Genomic DNA, 21,479 nt, shown 5'->3' on the forward strand with positions numbered 1-21,479 from the left:
GCGCTTACTGTGGGACGTGAGCCCAGCGGACTCGGGAGGTCGCGGACCCGGTGAAGCGTCGCAACGTGCTGTCCAGCGCGGCCGGTCTGGCGGGTGCAGCCGCGCTCGGGTCGCTGCCGGCCGCGCCCGCGCGCGCGGGTACGGCGCCCTTGCTTGCCCTGGGCGAGCTGGAGAACCTGGTGTACGGCTTCCCTCGCGAGGCGGCACCGGTCCCACTCACCTTGGTGCGAAGGAACGTGGCCTCGGCGCGCGCCGATTTCGCCGCCGCCCGCTACGACCGTCTCGCTGCGGCCCTGCCTTCGCTTCTGTCCACCGCGGCGGCGACGCGCGCGCACGCGGACGTGGACCACGCCGCGGCGGCGGCCGCGGTTCTCGCTGACGCCTATGGTGTGGCGTCGGCGCTCGCGGTGAAACGGAACGACGACCAGCTCGCATGGAGCACGGCCGATCGGGCGTTCCAGGCGGCCGAGCAGTCAGGTGATCCGCTCACGATCGCGGACGCCCGCCGCGCGCTCGCGACCGTGCTACGCCGCCGCGGCCGCCGTGAGGCTGCCCGTGACCTGCTCGTGCGTGCGGCCGGCGAGATCGAGCCGGGGCCGCACGCCTCCCGGGAGCAGCTTCAGATGTACGCCATGCTCATGCAGGTCGCCGCCTTCACCGCGGCCGTGGACCAGAATCGTTCGGACGCGAACTCTTTTCTCGTCGAGGCGACCGAGGCCGCGCGCCGTCTCGGACGTGATGACGCGTACGGCCACCTGATGACAGGCCCCAGCTCGGTGCGTCTCTACCAGGTGTCCGTTGCTCAGGTGCTCGGGGACAACGGGGAGGCGATCCGGCATGCGCGCACGCTGCGCCTTGCTGACGTCCCCACAGCCGAACGGAAGGGTCGGCTACTGATCGACGTGGCCCGTGCCTACCACCAGTGGGGCCACCCGGAGCCGTGTTTCCGGGCGTTGCGGCGGGCGGAGCAGGTCGCCCCGGCCGAGGTGCGGTGGCGTCCTCCGGTACACCGGATGACGGTGTGGCTGCTGGGCGCCGATCGACGTGGCGCGCTTCCCGGGCTGCGGGCCTTCGCACAACGCGTAGGCGTCCCCGCGTAACGAGACGAGGGGAGCCGTCGCTGGGCAGAGGCTCGGCGGTACGGCCTCCTATGGCCGTGCAGCTCGCTGCTTACCAGCGCCTCTACACGTAGTTCCCGGGGGCATCCAGCCAGAGGAGTTGTCCAGCTTCCGTGACAGTCATGCCAAGCCGATCGGGACCGGGCCTGCCCCTGCGAATCCAGTCCATATAGGCCGTCTGAAGCTCATCCCACAGGTGCCGTGGGCCGCCCTGAGTGATTTCGGCGTCGCCGGCACTGGCGGCAGCGATCGCCCATGAGGTGGCGTCCAGAGTGCGGAGCCGGAGGAGCCATCCCCACTCGGTGTCGCTGAACTGCTCCCAGCCTGCTCCCGTCAAGATCAGGTCGGGGACGCACCCGGACAGGTAGAGGCCGAAGCCGCGTCGGTAGTCGCTAGGGATGGTGCGCGGGTTGAGGCGGCCAGTCGTAGTGTGGCCGTCGCTGGTCGTTGATGTGGGGCGGGCGGGCCGCTGGTTCCGCATCATCATGAACGTCGCCCCGCCGTTGAACCGGCCGATTGCTGTTCCGTCGTCTAGGACGTACAGGGCGAGTTGCTCGCCGTACCGGCCCACCATGTACGGGGCGGCGATCAGGCCACCGGGCCGGGTCTGCTCAACCCACGCGTAGGGGATTTCTCTCACGCCGCAGGTGACGTGTACTCGGTCGTACGGTCCCTGCTCGGGGTGTCCGAGGGTGCCATCCGCGGTGATGACCGTGGGGGAGAAGCCGGCGGCGGCAAGGTTGTGCTGGGCTTGGGCGGCGATGGCGGAGTCGATCTCGACGGTGACAACCTGGTCGTCGCTGGTGTGCCAGGCGAGCATCGCGGCGGTCCACCCGGTGCCGGTGCCGATCTCCAGGATGCGGTGGTGCTCTTCGACGTCGAGCAGCCGGAGGAACTCGGCCGCGACGTACGGGCACGACAGGCTGGAGGTGGGTGCAGCGTGAGTGTCGGCGACGTCCGCGGTCCCGTCGCCGCGCTGGGTGATGATCGCGGTGTTGGTGTAGATCGCCTCCAACCATCCGGCGGGGTCACGGTCGCGGTCGATCTCGTGTTCGGGCCGGTCGTCCATCGGTTCAGCCCACGCTCGTGTGGGCACGAACAGGTGCCGGGGCACGTGGTGGAGTCCCGTGCGCCAGATCCGGGTTGCTGCCTCGTCGGCGGGGAGCACACCGACGCGGGTGAGATAGTCGCCCAGCGCGTCGATCTTGGCGGTGACGTGCCCGGTGTCGATGCTCGTCGTCACGTTCGTGCTCCTACCGGCGTTTGACGTCGGGTTTGCAGGTGCCGAGCTGGGGTTTGCACGGCTCGTTCGGGTTGCACTTGCCGCGGGGGTTGCAGCCGTCCGGGTCGGCGACGCCCGGGTCGCAGCCGGGCTTGCAGCTCGGATCACATGGGGGGCGGCAGGCGTTCGGAAGCGCGGGAACGATCTCGTTCTCGGCGATGCGCGAGGCTTCGGCGGCGAGGTCAGCAAGTTGCTGCTCGTGAACGGAGCCGGCGACCAGCCAAGGGGAGAGCGGGCACGGGGTCACGGTCCCATCTGGGAGGATGGCGATCCTGCCGTCGCCGCAGCGCCCGCAGAGCTGCGACGCGTCGGCGGGTTTGGTGGGGACGGAAGCGCGGCCGAGGAGCCGGACCTGGTCCACGTCCATGTTCGAGACGCCGAGGCGCGCGAGGCGGTCGCGGGCATCCTCGACATGCTGCCCGTCCAGGACGTCGATGAGGCCGACGCGGAGCGGGATACCGCGCCGTACGGCTTCGCTGATGTTGGCCTCGATGCGGGGCAGGGTACCCCGGCGAGTGATGGCGGCGTGCTGAGCGGGATCGAGGCTGTAGTACGACGTGGCGAGCTGTACGCCGGGCTGGTCGAACGTGCGCCAGAGCGCCGGGGTGACACGGACGAAGTTCGAGTACACCTCGACCCGGAGGCCGGCATTGAGCGCGTATCGGATCAGGTGGGGCAGGTCTGGGTAGAGGGTGGGTTCGCCGCCGATGAACTGCACCATCGTGGCGCCGAGGGCGGCGCCTTCGCCGAGGACGCGTTCCCAGTCGTGCCGGGTCATGGTGCCGTGGGTGCCGTCCGGGCCGCTGGAGTTGTAGCAGTGGGTGCATTGCTGCTGGCAGAGGCGGGTGAGGTCCACCCAGAAGAAGCCGAGCTTCGCTACCGGCTGCATACTCTGAGTGTCTATCGGTTCGAGGGCCGCGTCGAGGAGTTCACGGGTCATGGCCTTCGTCCCTTTCTAAGTCAGTTGCGGCGGGGTCCGGCGGAAGCGTCGCAGGAGGGTGTGGCTGCTGGGCGTCGATCGCCGGGGCGCGCTCCCCGAGCTGCGGGCCTTCGCGCAGCGGGTCGACGTCGCCGCGTAAGACGGGGCAGGCGCCGAGGGCGGGGCCAGCGTCCATGGGAGGGCCCCGGCTCGGGGACGCCTCGTCCACGCCCGCCGCCGCGGCGGCGGCACCAGGGGCACCACAGCGACAGGCGGGTGTGCACGGAGTGCAGCAGCAGGAGCAGCGCTGACGGGAGCACAAAGGCGGCGTCGAACGCCAGGATCCGAAGGTACGAGTTGAGCGCGTCTGCTCCGGAGATGATGTTGATGACGGTGACGGGGATGTAGGCGATGAGGACTATCGCCATCACCAGGCGGAGCCAGCGGGAATGAAACGCCTTGAGGGCTAGGCGGTACCGCTGCACGAGAGGGTCTGGGTCCAGCGGGAACCGCCTCACGCATGCGGCGCACAGAGGGCCTTCGTGGAAGAAGATCATGCACGCGATGGCGACCATTGTGGCGAACGTCAGCGGCCAGGCGGCCAGGTCCCAGCCGGGAAGGCGCGTCAGGTCGATCCGGGCGACGTCCCCTGCCACGATGCTCAGGAGGGCGTACGGTATGGCGCGGTCGGTCATATGCCCGATGCGGGTCAGATGCTCTTTCATCGGGTGGCGGTCCTACCTGCGGGTGAGATGACGGTCCGGGCCCGTCGTTCCTGCTTCTCCACCTCAGTGCAGAGGCCCGCTGGCGGCGCGGCGGGCGCGGTGTTCGAGATCGGCGGCGCGGGTGGCGAGCGCGTCGAGGTCGGGGGCGTGGACGATGCTGAGGCAGTCCGCCATTTCCTGGCTGGGGTCGAACAGGTGGACGCGGTCGCTGAAGTAGCGGCCTCCGGGGGTTCGGCGGGGCCTGGTCCAGCCGGGCGGCATTGCGGTGGTCACGCGCCCTCCGTTTCTCTCCTGGCAGGGTGAATGCGTCTGCGGGGAGTGTCCGGTGAAGGGGTTGCCGGGCGGAGGGAGGCCACTCTCAGCAGCGGTGACGTCCCTCCGCCTGCGTCCCGTTGTCTCACTGGCGCGGAGGCGAAGGAAGGGACGTCTGTCCTTGTAGGGGTGGCTTTTCCCCGGAGCTCTAGGACAGTCGTCCTGGTTGCGGGGGTGGTCAGACGGCACTGGTGGTGGCTCGGACGCGCCGGGCGTCGGCGAGCAGGTGGGTGAGCCCCGCCCCGCCGGTGACGTTCTCCCGCACGGTGGTCAGGTCCCATGTGGTGATCGGGTAGTCAGTGATGGCAGGGAGGGCCACCTGAACCTTCATCCCGGCGCGGCCAGCGGAGCGCAGCTGTGGCGCCGCGGCGATCGCGCTGAGGACCTTTGGGAGCTTCGCGTGGTCGATGGCAAGGCCGTGAAGGTCGAGCCGATCTGGCCGGACATGCCGCGCGTGATTACAGACCGCGAACAACCGCCCAAACCCGCGCATGGCAAAGGCCCCACGCCGTAACCTGAAGGTGATTCGGGACTTCAAGGAAGGGCGTGGAGCCTTATGGGGGAGGTTAGCACGATAGGCCAGAGGATCCGGCGGCTCCGGGAAGAGCAGAAGCTTTCCCAGCAGGAACTTGCCGACCGGGCCGGCCTGGACATTTCAACCATCGTCAAGCTGGAGAACGGCCTGCGCCGCAACCCCCGCGGCACCACCGTTCTGCAGATCGCCAATGCCCTCGACGCCGAACCGGCCACTCTCCTCGGCAAGACCGAGCGGATGGGCGCCGACCGCGACGGCGCACGCATCCAAGCCGTCCGGGATGTCCTCCTCGACCCCGACCAGCTCCCAGGGTTCGAGAACGACGACACCGGCGAACCGGCGACGACCGCCGACGTGAAGCAGATGCTCAAGTTCATCGGCGACCGATACTGGCGGGGGGAGTGGGGACCCGTCATCGCCCAGCTTCCGGCCGCGATCGGCGAAGCCCGCCACGCCGAAGCCCACGCCGAGCTCGCCCAGCTGTACGAGATCGCCACCTACCTGATGGGGCACATGGGACGCCTCGACCTGGCGTGGACGGCCGTCGAGCGGGCGATGATGGCTGCGGTCCGCAGCAATGACCAGGTGCTGTGGGCCACGATGCATTCGGCGGCGTCATGGGTGCTGCTGCATCAGGCTCGGGTGGAGCAGGCGGAGAAGATCGCAGGCAAGGGGGCGGACGTGATCCGGCCTCAGTACGGCGGGTCGAAGAACCAGATCGCCGCCTACGGCAACCTGCTCCTGGCCGCCGTCGCGCCGGCGTTGTCCACCGGAACGGACGTGTCGGAGTACCTGCGGCCCGCCAAGGCCGCCGCGACCGAACTCGGGAGCCGTACCCCGATCTACCTGACGGTGTTCGGCCCCACGAGCGTCGCCTTGCAAGCGCTGTACGCCAACACGACCCTGCACGAGCCCGCCAAGGCGCTCGCCGCGTCCCGCGAGGTCAACCCCGACGACCTGTGGGCGATCTCGCGCGGCTGGATGGACATGAACGTGGCCCAGGCCCACATGGAGCGAGGTCACGTGAAGGCCGCGGCGAGCGTCCTGCTGTCCGCAGCTCGGCGTGCCCCGGTGTTCGTCCGCCACCAGGTGCAGGCGCGGGCCTTGTTCGAGGAGGTCCGGCGGAAGGAACGCAGCCACACCGACACCCTGGACAAGCTCGCCACGTACTGGCCGGAGTAGCAAGCGCCCCCTGGGACGATCGTCCTAGGGAGGCGTTGAAATTGTCCGTCAGCCGGGACAAGGGTCCCTTCTCCGAGCGGACGGCTGGGTCCATCATCACGTGCCATGGCAACCACGGAACGTGGTCAACGCCGCACCCCTTCAGGACCCGACCAAGGACCGTCGTGAACACCACATCCTGCTCCTCATCCGTAGCGCACTCCGACCACTGGCTCGGCCTCCAGCACACCGCGCCGGACCCCGCGGCCGAAATCCGCTACGAACATGCCCACCGCGCGGTCACCGACGTCCTGCCCACCGCCAGCGCGATCGCCGCCCACGTCCGCAGGATGATCCTGCGGGCCGTCCAGCACGCCGCCGAGGCCGGCATCCTGCAATACCTGATCGTGACGCCCGGCAACCTCGTGTTCTCCCGGGACACTCCTTCGGGGGAGTCCATCTACCAGTTGGCCGCGTCCTTCCTCGGCGCCGACCACGAGCACGTGCGGGTGCTGACGATCAGCAGCGACCCGGCCTACCCGGCGATCGGCCACGTGCGGTCGAGCACCAAAGGGGTGCTCACCGCCGGAGGCCGTGACGTCACCGACGCCGCCGCGGTGCTGCCCGCGGCCCGCGCCGAGTTCAAGCCCTCGCTGCCCACCTGCGTCATCCTGCCGAACACCATGCAGTACATGGGCGACGAACAGGACCCCGCGGCCTACGTGGCCACCCTGATGGCCCCGATGCCGCCCAAGTCCCGGCTGGTCCTCACGCACGGCACCAGCGACTCCGCCAGCCGGGGCATCGTGGGCTCGCTCACCGGCATCTACGCCGACGCCGGCCTGCCCATGCACTTCCGGACCGCCCTCGACGTGGCCAACATCGCCATGGCTGGGGGCCTGACGCTGATGACGCCAGGCGTCGTGTCCGTACAGCAGTGGCACGCCTCGCAGTACGACCACAGGCGAACCCCCGTCACGGTGCTCGGGTGCGTGGCCGAGCAGCCCACCTGATCGCCGAAGTCTCGGACGGTGCCGCCCCCAGGGGTGGGGAGCAGCGGCCCGTCCGCGCGGGGTGGGAATCGGCGGTGGCGCAGCCGCCGACCCACCCCCCTTTCAAGGGCCTGCGGCCGGTTCTCCGATCTCGCCGGCCGCAGGCCCTCCCTCGAGGCCGGAGGGAGGGAACGCGTCCTTGTCCGCAGCGAGTGGCGTTGTCTCCCGCCCCCGGCCTCCCTGCCTTCCCCTATCCCGCTTCTACCGGCCCATTGGGCCCCGTCGACGAGGTGACCATGACGAGCGAGACCACCCCCGACTTCTCGCCCACGACGGCCAGCGCCGCCCGCATGTATGACTACTACCTGGACGGCAAGGACAACTGGGCGGCCGACCGCGACGCCGCGGAGAAGGTCGCCGCGGTGTTCCCCGACATCGGCGTGCTCGCGCGCGCCAACCGGGGGTTCCTGCTGCGGACGGTGCGGCATCTCGCCGAAGTTGAGGGGCTCACCCAGTTCATCGACGTGGGCGCGGGTATCCCGACCGATCCGCGACCGGACGTGACCGCCCGCGAGGTACGGTCGCAGGTGTCATAGGCGACCTCACCCAGCTTCCGGACGATCCTGAAATGGGTGAAACCGGTTTCCTCCCGTGCCTCGCGGAGGACGGCGTCCTCTGGCGCCTCCCCGGGCCATGCTGCCGGCAGGAACCTGAATCCCGACCTCCTCATAGCTGGAGTCGCTGTGCCGGAAGACCAGCAGCCGTCCGTCACGAACGACGCAGCACAGCACCTTGTGCTTGACGATCTTGCCTGTCATCGGTCCCCTCGACGTGGGCTGAGCCTCGTTGCGGTGAGCACGCGCCGGCCGTATCAGCGCGGGTCATGCTCCTGGATCTCGCCATGACGTGCCCCCGGCCGGGCGCGGAGGAGGATGGCACCGCCGGACGCGCCGCCCAGGGGATCACGGCCGGCCGGAGGCGGCATCGCCGGGCCCGCCCCGCAGAGGCACCGGCTTCGGCGGGGGCACCTGGGCGACGGCTTCGCGGAGCCGCCGCTCGCCGCGGTGGTCGTAGCGGGAGGTGGTCTCGGGTTTGGCGTGGCGGGCCAGGCGTTGCGCGGTGGCCAGGTCCACGCCGGCGTCGAGGAGTTCGCCGACGAAGGTGCGGCGCATGTCGTGGGCGCGGATGCGTTCCTCGCCGAAGGCGGGCGTGTCGCGCAGCAGCCCGGCCTGGCGGGCGCGCCGGTCGATGACGACCTGGATCGACTGGCCGGTGAGGTGCGGGGCGTCCAGGGTGAAGCGGCCGCCTTTGCGGAAGCGGGGGAACAGCGGCCCGGGGGCGTGGCCGCGGATCGCCAGCCACGCCTCCAGCCGGGCGACGGCCCAGCTGGGCAGGGGGACGTCTTGTTCTTTGTCGCCTTTGCCGAGGACGCGCAGGGCGCGGTCGCGGCGGCGGTAGGCGGCCAGGTCGAGGGCGGCGGTCTCGGCGCGGCGGAGCCCGGCGGCGGCCAGGACGGCGATCATGGCGGCGTCGCGGGCGGCGAGGGGCTGGTTGTCGTCGGCGTCGCAGGCGGCCAGGAGGGCGCCGATGTTCTCGCGGGGGACGTGCTGGCCGTGGGCGACGCGGCTGCCCGGCGCGGGCCGCAGGTCGCGGGCGCGGTGGTAGTCGTCGGTGGTCATCAGGCCGAGCCGCCAGGCGGCGGCCAGGACGCCGCGCAGCGCCGCGATGTGCTGGTTGATGTCGGCGGGGGAGGGGGGCCGGCCGCGCCCGGTGGTACGGCCGGCGACCAGGGTGCGGATGCGGGCGGTGTGCTCATAGCGCAGGCGGTGCCAGTCCAGGTCGGCGCCGGTGAGCTGCTCGGGGGCCGGGTGGCCGGTGTCGGCGGCGAGCAGGCGGGCGATCCGGTCGAGGTGGCTGCGCATGACGGTGCGGGAGGTGGCGGCCAGGGTGTCCAGGTAGACGTGGTAGGGGTTGCGGCCCGGCGGCAGGGGGGCCGGCTCGGCGGGCACGGCGAGGGCGGGCGGATCGTGTCGCGGGTCGTCGTGGCTCATCGGGCGCCGTCCCGTGCGGATGCGTGGCTGGTGGTGCCGGACTCGATCACCCTACCACGATAGGTTGCTTAAATGGCGATTTAAAATACTGACGTGGAGAGAACCCCAGGCAGGGGGAGTAACGAGGAAGCCGAGGCGCAGGCCGCCAGTCAGGCGTTCTGAGGCTCGGCGCGCTGTGAGCGATTCTGCGGGCCGCGCCGCGCGGTGGTACCCGGGGTATAGGGAAGGTCGCGTTCGGCCGTCTCCGGCGATTTCAGCGGCCCGAAAATTTCTGGACAGACAGGCCGGAACGGTCATAACCGTGCCGCTCAGTCCCTGCGCTCCGGGCAACGGCGCATCTCTTGATCTCCTCAAGAGTTGACGCTATAAAGAGATGGTGCGTGAAGAGACGCCTGAGGACACGTTCTTCCGTGAGCTCGGAGCCGCCTGCGCCGAGCTTCGGCTGACATTTGCCCGGCACGTGGGCATGAGCCCCCACCGAGTGCAACTGCTCATCCGGCTACGACGCGACGGCGAGACCAGCCACAGCGACCTGCGCCGGATGCTGGGCATCGACGGTGCGAGCATTACCCGACTGGTCAAGGAATTCGAGGCCGAAGGGTTGATCAGCCGTCGCCTGGACCCGGAGGACAACCGCTACACCCTGGCCGCGCTCACCCCCGCCGGCGAGCGGGCCGCGGCCGAGCTGGAACGATCGCACCAGGCATACCAGGAGCGGCTCCTTGACGGCATCACCCCACACCAGCAGGAGATCGTGCTGGGCGTTCTCGCCCGCATCCGCGCGAACATGATCGAACAGGAGAGCCGATGACCGACGACGTGCGGGCCGCAGCCCGGCGCATGTACGCCGCGTTCAACAACCGCGACCACACCTCCACAGCGGAGATCTTCACAGCAGACTTCTATAGCCACCCCCTGGGCACGACCGGCCCCGGAAGCATCACGCAGGCGTGGCAGCGGTTCCACGAGGCGTTCCCGGATGTCCAGGTCGTCATCGAGGACATGATCGTCGAAGGGGACACGGCCGCCGTCCGCACGAGCGTGCACGGCATTCCCGGGCAGCACTCACCGACCATGCTGGAGATCTTCCGGGTGCGCGACGGGCGCATCGCCGAGTTGTGGGGTCTATCGTCACTGCGACGCGACTCCTGAGGCCGGCAGCGTGGCGGGTAGCCGCCGCGCCTTCCGCGCGGCCCGTGTTCCGACCTGAGAACCAACCCAGAAAAATGATCATCACACCACGCATGAGGTCATTTCAACGAGCGAGTGCGTGGCTGGCCGCGTTCGTCATCGGCCTGCCCGCGATGGGCTTGGTCGCGGTGATCGTCGCGCTGTGGGGGCGGTCGTGGGTGCTGTTCTCGGCGCCGTACCTGGTGCTGTTCGTACTGGCCTACCTCACAGGCCTGATCCTGCTCGCCCTGCTGCGCATCCGGCCGGACTGGCTGCGCGCGCTGGTGGCGGCCGGGGCCGTGTACGCGATCGCGTCGGTCACGCCGTTCGTCGACACGATGACCCATTATCCGTACCACGTGATCAGGTGCGGCGGCCTGCCCGTCGTCGCTACCGGCTTCGCGGCCGCCATGAGCTACAACGTCCCTGGCGACGAGGACTACGCGGTGACGCCGTTCGACGAAACGTTCTTCTGCACAGAGAAGGAGGCCAAGACCGCCGGCTACGACCATGACGACTTCTGACCGTCGCACACGCTGTCAACCAGGCGTTGACCGGCGTGAGGGCGGCGTTGCATCGCCCGGCCTGCCGGTCCGCGGCCTGGCTGGTGATGACCCGCACGCGCTCGACCACCTCATGGAGGGGCTGCGCTTCACGATCGACGATGAGGTGGACGAGAATATCGGTTCGGTTTTGGCGCTGATCGGCCGCGTCACACGCACCGACATCGCCACCGACTGGATCGAGGCGACGCACTCTCGTCTCGGACGGCCTGTGTAGGCACCAGCATATCCCGCGGTCGTATCCGCGAGAAAGCAACAAACTTCTCAGACGTACCTATACCGGACAGTAATTCCATTCTGTCTGGTTTCGGTTTTCCGGGATCGGGCAGATGGGGGCGCCCGGCACCCCGCGCGACAAGCCTGTACATTCTCGACACCCTGCTAAAAACCAGGTCCGCGCCTATGACCTGCTGCGCATGTTCGCCGCCCCACGCCGCTCGGGCAGGCCTTTGAGGAGTACGGCCGCATCGCCAAGACTCTTCATCTGCTCGCCGTGATCGACCCGGTCGATGGCACCTACCAGCGCCGGGTCAACCGGCAGCCTCACTATCCAAGAAGCCCGCCACACGCCGGCCGGGGAGATCTGCCACGGTCGGCGCGGCCGTGTCCACCAGGCGTACCGTGCGGGCCAGGAGGACCTGTTGACCGAACTACCGGGGCGTGAGCCGACGAGCCCCCGGAGATCGACGCGCGGTAACGGAACCAAGCACCAGGCCGGTCAGCTCGCCTCGGAAGCCGCGCAACACCACCGTCCTGATGTGCTGTCATCACGAGCTATTGGAGACCACAGCAGCTCGTGGAGGCTCAGGTGCAAGAAGGCAAGCAGTTACGAGACGTCACGGCGCTCACGGTGCCGAGGGTCGGCCGGGTCGAGGAGACCGGCGATCCGTCGCTGCCGTACCGGCTGCTCGACCAGGACGGGATTGAGGTGGCGGCAGTCAGCGAGTTCCTGCTCGACATGCTCGCCGACGACGACAGCCCGGCCTCGCTCCGCTCGTACGCGTACGAGCTGCTGGCCTGGTTCCGGTTCTTGTGGGCTGTCGACGTGCCGTGGGACCGGGCTGGCCGGGCGGAGGCCCGAGACTTCGCACTGTGGCTGAAGGTGGTCAAGAAGCCGCCGCGGCCCCGGCGGCCAGACGCCCCGGCGCCCGGGTCGGTCAATCCGGTGACCGGCAAGCGGTACGCGGGCGAGAACTACGCGGCACGCACCCGGAGGCACGCGCGGGCAGTCGTCCGCAGCTTCTACGAGTACCACCGCGACATGCACGGACGGCCACTGCTCAACCCGTTCCCGAAGACCAAGCGCGCCGATGACGAGCACCTTAACGCCCACCACAACCCAATGCATGCCTTCAAGCCCCCTGCCCGCCGGGCCCCCTACCAGCCGAAGGGGCCCCGGCGAACCCCGCGCGGCATCCCCGACCAGGCGTTCAACGAGCTGTTCGCGGCCCTGCCCTCGCACCGCGACCGCGCGCTGGTCGCCTTCTACATCTCGGCTGGCCCCCGCGCCTCGGAACTCCTCGGCGTCAGCCGGGACCGGGTCAGCCCCGGTGACCAGACGATCGGTGTCATCCGCAAGGGCTCCCGGGCCCTGCAATGGATCCCCGCCTCCAGCGATGCGTTCGTCTGGCTGCGGCTCTACCAGCAGCAGATTCGCCCGCAGGCCATTGACGGGCCGGAGGAGCCGCTGTGGTGGACCCTGCGGCGCCCGATCAGGCCGTTGAGCTACGACGCGGCCCGCATGGTGTTCACCCGGGCCAACGAGACGCTGGGAGCGAACTGGACCCTGCATGACCTGCGGCACAGCGCGGCCAAACGTATGGTGCGCGACCCCAAGCTCTCACTCACCGACGTCCAATGGGTCCTTGGCCATCTCCACATCAGCACCACAGAGCAGTACCTCGAACCCGCCGAGGACGAGGTCGTCGCGCACGTGCTGGCCCACCACGCCCGGCAGGCTGCGGAGCCCGTCAAACCGGTGATGCCCGCTCCGGGCTACCGTTCCGAGGTCCTCCAGACACTACTCGGGACGGCCGCCCTCGGTGGAGGCCCGGTATGAGTACCGCGACCGTGACTGCCCGGCCCTCCGCCACCGCCCGTCACGCCCCCTTGCCTCCCGGCCAGGAGAAACGCGAAGCGCCGGCCACCTGGTGGCAGACGGAGGAACCGCGCGAACGGGTGCTGGAGCGCACACTCGCGCTGCCATTCACTGCGGACAGCGACGCCAACCTGCGCACACGGCACCGCGGTCTGATCAAGCTGCTGGACTGGCTGGAGGACCAGCCCGGCCGCACCTGGCAGGAGCGCTGGATGGCCAGCGGAGCCGAGGACGCCGGCCGGGAGTGGACGCGGCTGCCGATGCAGTGGCTCGCCGAGCACCAGCGGGCACGCAAGTACGACCGCGCCGATCTGTGCTGCGGCATGATCCCGCTGCTGGGCGGCCAAGTCGTACGCCCCGCCTACCGGTGGCTACTGCGGCAGCGCCCTTCGCAACTGCTGGCACACATCCGCAGCGTCACCGATCCCGACGGTTTCACGGCGCTCAAGGACCAGTACACGGCCACCGGCCACTCGGGAGCCAACGACTGCAACAACGCACTCAACCGCGCCACCTGGATCGTGGCCTCCAAGGGCGGGACCGTCCACGACATCACCATCGGCGACTGCGTCGAGTTGCAGCACGCCATCGGCGAGCACCAGACCAACGGCCACCACGGCAAGCACCTCTTCTACGCGCTCCTCGCGGCCCTCGGCGTTTTCGGCCCCGACGCCCCGGCGCGGCTGAAGGCGGTGATGCTGCCAGGGCAGCTGACACCGGCAGCCCTGGTCGACAGGCAGGGCATCACCTGCACCGCGATACGCGACCTCCTGGTCGACTACCTCGCCGAACGCGCGGTGGACGTCGACTACACCACGCTGGAGGACATGGCCCGCACCCTGGCCGGACTCTTCTGGCGCGACCTGGAGAAACACCACCCGGGCATCGACTCGCTGAGGCTGGACGCCGACACCGTCACCGCCTGGCGGGAGCGCGTCCGCATGGTCCGTGACCGGCACGGCACCCCCATCCGGCCGCGGGTCAACGCACACACCGTGTTCAGCTGGGTCCGCACGTTCTACCAAGATCTCGCCCGCTGGGCCGCCGACGAACCGACGCGCTGGGGCCCGTGGGTGGCCCCCTGCCCGGTGCGTGACAGCGACACCGACCACGGCAAGAACCGCGCCCGCCGCAAGGCGGCCATGGACCAGCGCACCCGCACCCTGCTGCCCGCACTCCCGGCCCTGGTCAAAGCCGTCGAGCGCCAGCTCAAGGACGCCCAGACCTGTCTCGCCACCGGGCGGGAGACCCCGGCCGGAGCTCCGTTCACCACTCCGGCGGGCGAGAACCTCCTCCGCCGCTCCGGGGCGTCCTCCCGCGTCTACGCCGACGACCCCGCCACCGGCCGGCGCCGGGACCTGACCGTGGAGGAGGAACACGCCTTCTGGGCCTGGGCCATCGTCGAAGTCCTTCGCCACACCGGCATGCGCATCGAGGAAGCACTCGAACTCACCCACCACAGCTTCGTCGCCTACCAGCTGCCCACCACCGGCGAGATCGTGCCCATGCTCCAGGTCGCCCCGTCCAAGCTTGGCCAGGAGCGGCTGCTGCTGGTCTCACCAGAGCTCGGCGAGGTGCTCACTGCGATCATCCATCGCGTCCGGCGCGGGCAGCAGGCCATGCCCCTGGTCTCCGCCTACGACAGTTTGGAACGGCTCTGGAGTGCACCGATGCCGTTCCTCTTCCAGCGCCGATGCGGCCCAGAAGACCGGGCGATCCCGCGCAACTACATCTACACCTGCCTCAACGACGCCCTCGCCGCGAGCGGGCTGACCGGGCCCGGCGATGAACAGCTGCGATACACACCGCACGACTTCCGGAGGATCTTCGTGACCGACGCCCTCCGCTCCGGCCTGCCCCCGCACATCGCCGCCCGCATCTGCGGCCACCGGACGGTCGACACGACTCTCGGCTATGCCGCGATCTATCCCGAAGACGTCATCAACCACCACCGGTCCTTCATCGCCCGCCGCCGATCGTTGCGGCCCGGCGAGGAGTACCGCGAACCCACCGCGCAGGAGTGGCAGGACTTCCTCGCCCACTTCGAGCTGCGGAAGGTAGCCCTCGGCGTCTGCGCACGCGACTTCGGCACCCCCTGCGTCCACGAACACGCCTGCATCCGCTGCCCCGTCCTGAGGCCCGATCCCGAGCAGATGCCCCGATTGGAGGAGATCCACGCGAACCTGCTTGACCGGCTCCAGGAGGCCAAGGACCAGGGATGGCTCGGCGAGGTCGCCGCGATCGAGGCCAGCCTTACCGCCGCCGAGCAGAAGCTCGCCGCCATGCGCGACCTCGCGGCCCGGCACACCACCGTCAACCTGGGCATGCCCGATCTCCGTCGCTTCGTCGCGCGCATCGACTCCGAACAGCGAAACGAGGATGCGAAGCAGTAGCCCTGAGCACTACAACGAGGGCGGGCTGGCTTCGCTCTCCTGAGGAAAAGGGTTCTTCTGGCCAGCCGACCACAGCCACCCATAGGGTGACGGGGGCGAGAGAAGAGCACGATGGATCCCCGCATACCCCGCCTGCGTCGCAAGCTGGCCGCGATCCCGTTCCAACCCCTGCGCAGCCACTCCTTCGGAGAAGAGCAACACAAGTTCCGCCTCGGTCCGAAGCTGGCGGAAGCACGCGTCGCTGCGTTCGAGGCCGAGCACGACATCGTCCTGCCCAACGCCTTTCGGCAGTTCGTCACGCACATCGGCGGCTCAGGCGCAGCGCCGTTCTACGGCCTCATGCCGCTGGAGCGGTGTTCCTTGCTGGTCATGAACCCGCGCGGAGAACCGGGGGCACCCCGCGGCTTCGACGACGCAGAGCCCGGGGGCCACGGACGCGACCTCTTCCTCCACGTCATCGAAATGGGCTGCACCGACGTATGTGTCATCGCGGTGACCGGTCCCCTCACCGGCCGCGTCCTCATCGGCAACAGCGACGGGTTCTGGGGCCCCAACGTCTCCTCAGCCACCGACTTCCTCGACTGGTACGAACGCTGGCTCAACCACATAAGCGCCGGACGCGACAACCGGGCCCTGGAACTCACCTCACCCCAGCTTCGTGCCCATCCCGACAGGCATCGCATGGCACCGAAGATTTGACTCTCCGTGACCACTCCACGGAAAGTGATCCAGAACCCGGTTCTCGTGGACAAGGCCAACGCGATCGACACGCCCGACGGAGCGCGTCCACCCAACTTCTTCACGACTACTTTCCGTCGTGAACTTCAGGTCGCAGGCGGACCCGCCACCGAGCTGGGCTAGTTCGGATAAGATCAGCTCGGCTGCCTCGGCCTGGTCCTGAACGCGATTGTCCTGTGGAACAGCCGCTACCTGGATGCCGCCGTGGGACAGCTGCGTGCCCATCCGCCCAAGGACCGAGAAGTGCTCGACGAGGACGTGGCCCGGCTCTCACCCCTCGGCCATAAGCACATCAACACGCTGGGCCGCTGCAACTTCACCGCCTCCCAGCCCGGCGAAGGCCTCCGGCCGCTACGCGACCCCTCCGAGCGCGAAGAAGACGGGGGCTGAGAGGCGGCCAGACGCGGGTGCCGCCCTCGATCCGTGGGGTCGAGTCATCTGCCGGTGCCGGCTGATGCGCGCCACCCTGCGGTGACGTCGTGGGTGTAGAGCCAGGAGGTGCCGCGCTCGTAGAAGTGCCGTAGGGCCAATGGCATGAAGAGGTTGCGCAGTCGGCGGGCGATGGGGCCGGCGGTCTTGGCGTCACGGTTGGCGCTGGCGGACTTGACCATTTTGGCGATGCGAGCCCGGCGCTGCCACGCGTAGTCGCCCAGTGCGATGGGGAGGTCGGAGTACTCGAGCGCGCGGGCCAGGACGACGGCGTCCTCGATGGCCATGGACGCGCCCTGCCCGGCACCGACCGGATGGCCGGCGTCGCCGACCAGCACGATGCGGTCGCTGTGCCAGGTCGGGACCTCGGCCAGGACGTGCATCAGGGTGGGTCGATGCCACTCGGTCACGGTGGCGAGGATGGCGGAGGGCATCTGCTCGTGCCGATAGAGCCGCTGGAGGAGGCCCAGGTCGATCGCGTCCAGGTCGGGCTGCCGGGGGCTGGCCACCTGCGCCGACCACCAGATGGAGCCGTCCGGTGCGGCGAGGTAGATGAAGGCGCCGTTGCGGCCGAAGACCATGTTGAACGTCCCGGGCGTGATGGTGAGGCCGCTGGCGGTACCGGAGGCCGAATACAGTCCCGCGTACGTCGGCTCGGGGGCGCCAGGGTCGAGGATCCGCCGGGTGGTTGACCAAATCCCGTCGGCCCCCACGAGCAGGTCCGCTTCGGCGGTCAGGCCGGTGTCGAACTCGGCGCGGACCGTCTGTCCCTGGGTGACCGCACCGACCAGGCGCTGGCCGGTGACGATCCGCACTCCGGCGTGGACGGCGTGGGCGCGCAGCGCTTTCACCAGTTGGCCGCGCATCAGCGTGACGCTCATCAACGGGTCGCCGGCGAGCCGTCCGCGTGGCGTGTCGCCCAGCAGCTTGCCGGTTTCGGCCCACAACCGCTGGCGTTCCACCGGCCAGCCCGCCTTCTGAACGGTCGCCAGGCAGCCGAGCGCGTCCAGGGCTCGCAGCCCGTTGCTCGCCAGGCTCAGGAACGAACCCACCGGACCCGCGGGATCGGCATACGCCTCATATATGGTCACCTCCACCCCGACTCGCCGCAGCGCAATCGCGCTGGCCGCCCCGCCGACACCGCCACCGATCACTATCGCTCGCACCCGAACTCCGAATCCCAGTTCACCGAATCTCTATTCGGCGAATATGGATTCATTCTTGTGGGATACTGCTCCCGCTGTCAACCACGTCTTCAGGGAGGGCCCGTGAGTGGGGTACGCAAGGCGAAGGCAGCCGAGACCCAGAGCGCCCTCAAGGACGCCGCACGTCAGCTGTTCATGGAGCGCGGCTACCTGAACACCAAGATCACAGACATCACGGCCGCAGCCGGCCGTGCCACCGGATCCTTCTACGACCACTTCGCCAGCAAGGAGGAACTGCTCCAGGCTCTGATGGCCGACCTGGAGCAGCAGGCGGACGCCGAGGTGGCGGCCTGGGAACATCCGCGCGACCATGACCTGTCCGATCGCGATCAACTGCGGTGGCACCTGGCCGTCGCCTGGCGCGCCTACCGCGAACATCTCCCGGTGATCGTGGCCCGTCTCCAGGCGGTCATGGCCGAGGGTCCCGCCGCCGGCCGGGCTTGGACCACCCTGACCACCGAGACCGACACCTTCCGCGACCACCTCGAGTGGCTAGGCGAACAGGGACACCCACTCCCCGGCGACCCCACCCTCGTGGCCGCCGCGATAGGTGCCATGCTCTCGATGTTCGGCTACGCCGCCCTCACCGCCAGGCAGGACGGACCGAACGCCTCCGACGAGGAAATCATCGACACCCTGACCAACCTGCTCCTGCACGGCCTTACCGGCCCCGGAAGATCTCGCTCCACGAACCCCGTCGTCTGAAGCGTGTCCGCGCGATCGGTCCCGGCCCACCTCGGTGAGCGTTTCATAGGCGAGCTTGGGCTCAAGGGTCAATGCAATGGCTGTACCGCTGTTCCTCAACCCCCTCCCTGCTCCCCCAGCCACAGCGCCACGTCATGCAGGACGGTGACGTCGAGGGGGCGAGCAGGCGGCGCGCATGCGCGTAGGCACCGTGCTTGTTGGCCGGAACGCCCCCTCCGTTTCAGGGGATGGGCTCGTGGAGATCCCATGAGGCCAGGTCGATGCGCTCGGCGCGCCGGGCCAGGAGGAACAGACGGTGGGCTCCCCGGGGCTGCTCGCGGACGAGTGTGAATCCCTGACCGGCGTAGTAGCGCATCAACGACGGTGCCAGGCAGCCGCGCCGTACCCAGCCGGCGCCCGTGCGAGCGGCGCGACCGGCCCGGGCGGGTCGAATCCTCAGCACGTGCCGTCCCACCTCGTGATGGTCGCACCCCAGGTGGGCGTGGTTCAGGCGAACACCGCGGTACGGACGGCGTCCCGCAGGCGCGTCATCGGCTCCCGGTCCCGGCTGTAGTAGATCCGGTTGGTCAGCAGGACGGCCCAGCGGCCCCGGCCGGGGGCGATCCACAGCGCCGTCCCGGTGAAGCCGTAGTGGGCCCAGATGCCCTCATCCGGCGCGGTGCCCGGGGCGGGATGCCAGAACAGGCCGCGTGCCGGGGTGAGTTCGCCGGTCTATACCCGCAGGGACTCGGCCGCCCAGCTGCCCGGCGATGCGGCGGCGGCCAGGAGGTGCTGGGCGGCGGCCGCCAGGTCGTCCAGGACGGAGAACACTCCGGCGATGCCGCACACCCCGCCCAGCAGGCGGGCGGAGAAGTCGTGCGCCACCCCTTGGAGGTGACGCCCCGTCTCGGGATCGAGCTCGGTCGGTGCGCACCGTACGGCGTCCGCGGGCGGCAGGGGGCCAAAACGGGTGCGGTGCAGACCCAGGGGCCGCCAGATCCGCTCGGCCGCCCGGTCCAGCGAGGCCCCCGTGAGGTGTTCGGCCAGGTAGCCCAGGACCAGGGCGGCGCGGTCGGTGTACTGCACCGCCTGCCCCGGCGGCCGATGCAGGTCCTCGGCGAGCACCCCGCGCCGGACCTGCCCGGCGTCGGTTCCGTAGCAGGCGCGCAGGTTGGCGCGCGGCGGCAGCCCTGCCGTATGCGTCAGCAGATGGCGTGCCGTGACCTTCCCCAGGGGCCGGCCCTCCACCTCGGGCCAGTACTCCCCGAGGGGCGCGTCCAGGTCGATGCGCTGCTCCCGCCACAACTCCCCCACCACCATCCACGGCGCGAGGATCTTCGTGAGGCTGGCGACATCGAAGACGGTGTCCAGGCGCATGCGGACGCCCGCCGCCGGGTCGGCGAGACCGCACGCCCCGGCCGAGGTGATTTCCGCCGCGTCCCCGACACCCCACACCGCGCCCGGGACCACCCGTGCGGACACCGCTCGTTGTACCAGGGCGACGACGCCACCTCTCTCGGCCACCGCGCCACCTCGCTCACCCGCTCGGGCAGGACGAAGACGCAGCCTTCCACACCAGGGGCGGCCACGGACCGGAATCCGCTGGCCAGTGGTGACGAGTTGGCGATCCCAGGAGCGACAAATGGCGTTCCTGCCGATCCTCGGCCCCGGGATCGCGAGGACCCCGATTCCGCGGGAATGACGACGCCGCCGCGAACGGCCGCCGCCGGCCGGCCCGTGGGATCGCCCTCGGCGTCGGCTTCGCCCTCATCGGCCTCCTGGTGCCACCCGCGGCCCGGCTCGCCGAACGACGGGCCACCCCGGTCAGCGCCCGGGTGGCGGATCAGCGGCCGTGATAGTGCGGTAGATCGAGCGGCGGCACCGGGAAGCCGCCTGCGGTCGGCTCTTCGCCGAGCTCCTCGAACTCGGCGTCGGCCTGTGCCTTCCTGGCTTCCCTTCGCCGCAGGCCGGCGGTGTCGAACCGCATCCAGATGGCCAGTACGCCGACGGCGATGACGACCCCGAGTGCGATGGAGACGACTCCCGGGCTCTGCGTGATCGTCCGGACGGCGGCGACGAGGAGGATCCAGCCTAGGTTGACCGGGATGAGGACCTTCCAGCCCAAGGACATGAGCTGGTCGTAGCGCACGCGGGGCAGCGAGGCGCGGACCCAGATGATGAAGCAGAACGTCAGCACGAACTTGATGAAGAACCAGAGCATCGGCCACCAGCCCTCGTTCGCGCCCGCCCACAGCGAGATCGGGAACGGCGCCCGCCAGCCACCCATGAACAGGGTGACCGCGATGCCGGAGGCGGTGAACGTGTGCAGGTACTCGCCCATCATGATCAGAGCGAACTTCAGCGACGAGGAGTACTCCGTCTGGAACCCGCCGACCAGCTCACCCTCGCCCTCGGGCAGGTCGAACGGAATCCGCGCCGCCTCACCGAACATGCAGACCACATACACCAGGAAGGACGGCAGCAGCATGATGCCGTACCACAGCGGCGTCTGCGCGTTCACGATCTCCGAGGTGGACAGCGTCCCGGCGAAGATGCAGACGGCCACGAACGACAGGCCCATCGCGATCTCGTAGGAGACCACCTGCGCCGCCGAACGCAAACCACCGAGCAGCGCGTACGGCGAGCGCGACGACCACCCGGCCAGCACCACCCCGTACACCGAGATGGCCCCCATCGCCAGCATGAACAACACCGCCACCGGCAGATCGACCAGCTGCAACGGCGTCTGGTGCCCGAACATCCACACCTTCGGCCCGAACGGCACGATCGAGAACGCCACGAACGCCGGAACCACCATGATGACCGGCGCCAGCAGATACAGCACCTTGTCCACGGTGTTGGGGAAGAGGTCCTCCTTCAACCCCATCTTGATCGCGTCCGCCACCGACTGCAGGATCCCGAAGGGTCCCGCCCGGTTGGGTCCGATGCGGTTCTGCATCCTGGAGATGAGCTTGCGCTCGAACCAGACTCCGAACACGACCCCCAGCGACAGGAAGAGGAACAGGAACACCGCCTTGACGAGGGTGATCCCCAGTGGATCCCTGCCGAAGTCGGCGAGCGTGGCTCCCATGACGTGCTGCTCC

21 protein-coding genes and 3 pseudogenes are annotated in these 21,479 nt (G+C 69.4%); 14 read left to right on the top strand and 10 right to left on the bottom strand.

What is annotated here, in order from left to right:
• The first annotated feature begins 50 nt into the window (after positions 1–50).
• On the top strand, positions 51–1,100 hold the full coding sequence (locus D5H75_RS33000; protein ID WP_147425354.1) for a hypothetical protein: 1,050 nt from the start codon (positions 51–53) through the stop codon (positions 1,098–1,100).
• Positions 1,101–1,182: 82 nt separating this feature from the next.
• On the opposite strand, the gene D5H75_RS33005 is transcribed toward D5H75_RS33000, so the two are convergent.
• The 4 genes from D5H75_RS33005 to D5H75_RS42165 all read right to left on the bottom strand — a co-directional run bounded on the left by D5H75_RS33005 (position 1,183) and on the right by D5H75_RS42165 (position 4,675).
• On the bottom strand, positions 1,183–2,361 hold the full coding sequence (locus tag D5H75_RS33005; protein ID WP_119930511.1) for a methyltransferase domain-containing protein: 1,179 nt from the start codon (positions 2,359–2,361) through the stop codon (positions 1,183–1,185).
• A 10-nt stretch (positions 2,362–2,371) separates the two neighbouring features.
• Positions 2,372–3,340: a radical SAM/SPASM domain-containing protein gene (locus tag D5H75_RS33010; RefSeq protein ID WP_242454661.1), complete on the bottom strand. Its 969-nt coding sequence runs from the start codon at positions 3,338–3,340 to the stop codon at positions 2,372–2,374.
• A gap of 767 nt (positions 3,341–4,107) precedes the next feature.
• Entirely contained in the window at positions 4,108–4,317 is a 210-nt protein-coding gene (locus D5H75_RS33020; RefSeq protein WP_147425355.1) for a hypothetical protein, read from the bottom strand.
• Positions 4,318–4,534: 217 nt separating this feature from the next.
• Entirely contained in the window at positions 4,535–4,675 is a 141-nt protein-coding gene (locus D5H75_RS42165; RefSeq protein ID WP_202638729.1) for a hypothetical protein, read from the bottom strand.
• Between the two features lie 237 nt (positions 4,676–4,912).
• On the opposite strand from D5H75_RS42165, the gene D5H75_RS33030 reads away from it, so the two are divergent.
• The 3 genes from D5H75_RS33030 (at position 4,913) to D5H75_RS33040 (ending at position 7,640) form a co-directional block, all read left to right on the top strand.
• Positions 4,913–6,073 (top strand): helix-turn-helix domain-containing protein, encoded by a 1,161-nt coding sequence (locus D5H75_RS33030; protein ID WP_119930515.1) that lies wholly within the window; start codon positions 4,913–4,915, stop codon positions 6,071–6,073.
• Positions 6,074–6,237: 164 nt separating this feature from the next.
• The gene (locus tag D5H75_RS42170) at positions 6,238–7,065 is read left to right on the top strand and encodes an SAM-dependent methyltransferase (protein WP_202638730.1); all 828 of its coding nucleotides are present in this window, start codon (positions 6,238–6,240) and stop codon (positions 7,063–7,065) included.
• Positions 7,066–7,340: 275 nt separating this feature from the next.
• Positions 7,341–7,640, top strand: a complete 300-nt coding sequence (locus tag D5H75_RS33040; RefSeq protein WP_119930516.1) for an SAM-dependent methyltransferase — start codon at positions 7,341–7,343, stop codon at positions 7,638–7,640.
• A gap of 35 nt (positions 7,641–7,675) precedes the next feature.
• On the opposite strand, the pseudogene D5H75_RS43685 reads toward D5H75_RS33040, so the two are convergent.
• A pseudogene (locus D5H75_RS43685) lies at positions 7,676–7,774 on the bottom strand (hypothetical protein); the annotation flags it as partial.
• A gap of 232 nt (positions 7,775–8,006) precedes the next feature.
• Entirely contained in the window at positions 8,007–9,095 is a 1,089-nt protein-coding gene (locus D5H75_RS33050) for a tyrosine-type recombinase/integrase (protein WP_119930517.1), read from the bottom strand.
• Between the two features lie 376 nt (positions 9,096–9,471).
• Between D5H75_RS33050 and D5H75_RS33055 the strand changes: the two genes are divergently transcribed.
• The 9 genes and pseudogenes from D5H75_RS33055 to D5H75_RS33090 form a co-directional block, all read left to right on the top strand.
• Positions 9,472–9,906: a MarR family winged helix-turn-helix transcriptional regulator gene (locus D5H75_RS33055; protein WP_206781974.1), complete on the top strand. Its 435-nt coding sequence runs from the start codon at positions 9,472–9,474 to the stop codon at positions 9,904–9,906.
• Positions 9,903–10,247, top strand: coding sequence for an ester cyclase (locus D5H75_RS33060; RefSeq protein WP_119930519.1), 345 nt, complete (start codon positions 9,903–9,905; stop codon positions 10,245–10,247). The genes D5H75_RS33055 and D5H75_RS33060 overlap by 4 nt, the downstream gene beginning before the upstream one ends.
• A gap of 92 nt (positions 10,248–10,339) precedes the next feature.
• Positions 10,340–10,789: a hypothetical protein gene (locus tag D5H75_RS33065; protein ID WP_147425356.1), complete on the top strand. Its 450-nt coding sequence runs from the start codon at positions 10,340–10,342 to the stop codon at positions 10,787–10,789.
• A complete protein-coding gene (locus D5H75_RS40995; RefSeq protein WP_147425357.1) occupies positions 10,776–11,045 on the top strand; it encodes a hypothetical protein in 270 nt (89 codons plus the stop codon). The genes D5H75_RS33065 and D5H75_RS40995 overlap by 14 nt, the downstream gene beginning before the upstream one ends.
• A gap of 175 nt (positions 11,046–11,220) precedes the next feature.
• Positions 11,221–11,481 (top strand): annotated as a pseudogene (locus D5H75_RS33070) (Tn3 family transposase); the annotation flags it as partial.
• Positions 11,482–11,636: 155 nt separating this feature from the next.
• A complete protein-coding gene (locus D5H75_RS33075) occupies positions 11,637–12,887 on the top strand; it encodes a tyrosine-type recombinase/integrase (RefSeq protein WP_202638731.1) in 1,251 nt (416 codons plus the stop codon).
• On the top strand, positions 12,884–15,319 hold the full coding sequence (locus D5H75_RS33080; RefSeq protein WP_147425358.1) for a site-specific integrase: 2,436 nt from the start codon (positions 12,884–12,886) through the stop codon (positions 15,317–15,319). The genes D5H75_RS33075 and D5H75_RS33080 overlap by 4 nt, the downstream gene beginning before the upstream one ends.
• 111 nt (positions 15,320–15,430) lie before the next feature.
• Positions 15,431–16,018, top strand: a complete 588-nt coding sequence (locus tag D5H75_RS33085) for an SMI1/KNR4 family protein (RefSeq protein WP_119930522.1) — start codon at positions 15,431–15,433, stop codon at positions 16,016–16,018.
• Between the two features lie 171 nt (positions 16,019–16,189).
• Positions 16,190–16,447 (top strand): annotated as a pseudogene (locus tag D5H75_RS33090) (Tn3 family transposase); the annotation flags it as partial.
• A 44-nt stretch (positions 16,448–16,491) separates the two neighbouring features.
• On the opposite strand, the gene D5H75_RS33095 reads toward D5H75_RS33090, so the two are convergent.
• Positions 16,492–17,652, bottom strand: a complete 1,161-nt coding sequence (locus D5H75_RS33095; RefSeq protein WP_119930523.1) for an FAD-dependent oxidoreductase — start codon at positions 17,650–17,652, stop codon at positions 16,492–16,494.
• 102 nt (positions 17,653–17,754) lie between these two features.
• Here D5H75_RS33095 and D5H75_RS33100 point away from each other — a divergent pair, with 102 nt between their 5' ends.
• Entirely contained in the window at positions 17,755–18,396 is a 642-nt protein-coding gene (locus D5H75_RS33100; protein ID WP_242454662.1) for a TetR/AcrR family transcriptional regulator, read from the top strand.
• A 220-nt stretch (positions 18,397–18,616) separates the two neighbouring features.
• Here the strand turns inward: D5H75_RS33100 and D5H75_RS41000 are convergent, their stop codons facing one another.
• The 3 genes from D5H75_RS41000 to nuoH all read right to left on the bottom strand — a co-directional run bounded on the left by D5H75_RS41000 (position 18,617) and on the right by nuoH (position 21,466).
• Positions 18,617–18,838, bottom strand: coding sequence for a hypothetical protein (locus tag D5H75_RS41000; protein ID WP_147425359.1), 222 nt, complete (start codon positions 18,836–18,838; stop codon positions 18,617–18,619).
• Between the two features lie 269 nt (positions 18,839–19,107).
• Positions 19,108–19,899, bottom strand: a complete 792-nt coding sequence (locus D5H75_RS33105; protein ID WP_202638732.1) for a serine hydrolase domain-containing protein — start codon at positions 19,897–19,899, stop codon at positions 19,108–19,110.
• A 319-nt stretch (positions 19,900–20,218) separates the two neighbouring features.
• The gene (gene nuoH / locus D5H75_RS33110) at positions 20,219–21,466 is read right to left on the bottom strand and encodes an NADH-quinone oxidoreductase subunit NuoH (protein WP_119930524.1); all 1,248 of its coding nucleotides are present in this window, start codon (positions 21,464–21,466) and stop codon (positions 20,219–20,221) included.
• Positions 21,467–21,479: the final 13 nt, after the last annotated feature.

Origin of the sequence: Bailinhaonella thermotolerans (genome assembly GCF_003594875.1) — a bacterium.
In the GTDB taxonomy this organism is placed as follows: Bacteria; Actinomycetota; Actinomycetes; order Streptosporangiales; family Streptosporangiaceae; genus Bailinhaonella; species Bailinhaonella thermotolerans.

Coding starts and splice junctions, on each gene's coding strand:
- nuoH (WP_119930524.1), bottom strand. CDS start 21,466: ATGGGAGCCACGCTCGCCGACTTCGGCAGGGATCCACTGGGGATCACC.
- D5H75_RS33050 (WP_119930517.1), bottom strand. CDS start 9,095: ATGAGCCACGACGACCCGCGACACGATCCGCCCGCCCTCGCCGTGCCC.
- D5H75_RS33085 (WP_119930522.1), top strand. CDS start 15,431: ATGGATCCCCGCATACCCCGCCTGCGTCGCAAGCTGGCCGCGATCCCG.
- D5H75_RS33060 (WP_119930519.1), top strand. CDS start 9,903: ATGACCGACGACGTGCGGGCCGCAGCCCGGCGCATGTACGCCGCGTTC.
- D5H75_RS33065 (WP_147425356.1), top strand. CDS start 10,340: ATGAGGTCATTTCAACGAGCGAGTGCGTGGCTGGCCGCGTTCGTCATC.
- D5H75_RS40995 (WP_147425357.1), top strand. CDS start 10,776: ATGACGACTTCTGACCGTCGCACACGCTGTCAACCAGGCGTTGACCGG.
- D5H75_RS33010 (WP_242454661.1), bottom strand. CDS start 3,340: ATGACCCGTGAACTCCTCGACGCGGCCCTCGAACCGATAGACACTCAG.
- D5H75_RS33040 (WP_119930516.1), top strand. CDS start 7,341: ATGACGAGCGAGACCACCCCCGACTTCTCGCCCACGACGGCCAGCGCC.
- D5H75_RS33030 (WP_119930515.1), top strand. CDS start 4,913: ATGGGGGAGGTTAGCACGATAGGCCAGAGGATCCGGCGGCTCCGGGAA.
- D5H75_RS33080 (WP_147425358.1), top strand. CDS start 12,884: ATGAGTACCGCGACCGTGACTGCCCGGCCCTCCGCCACCGCCCGTCAC.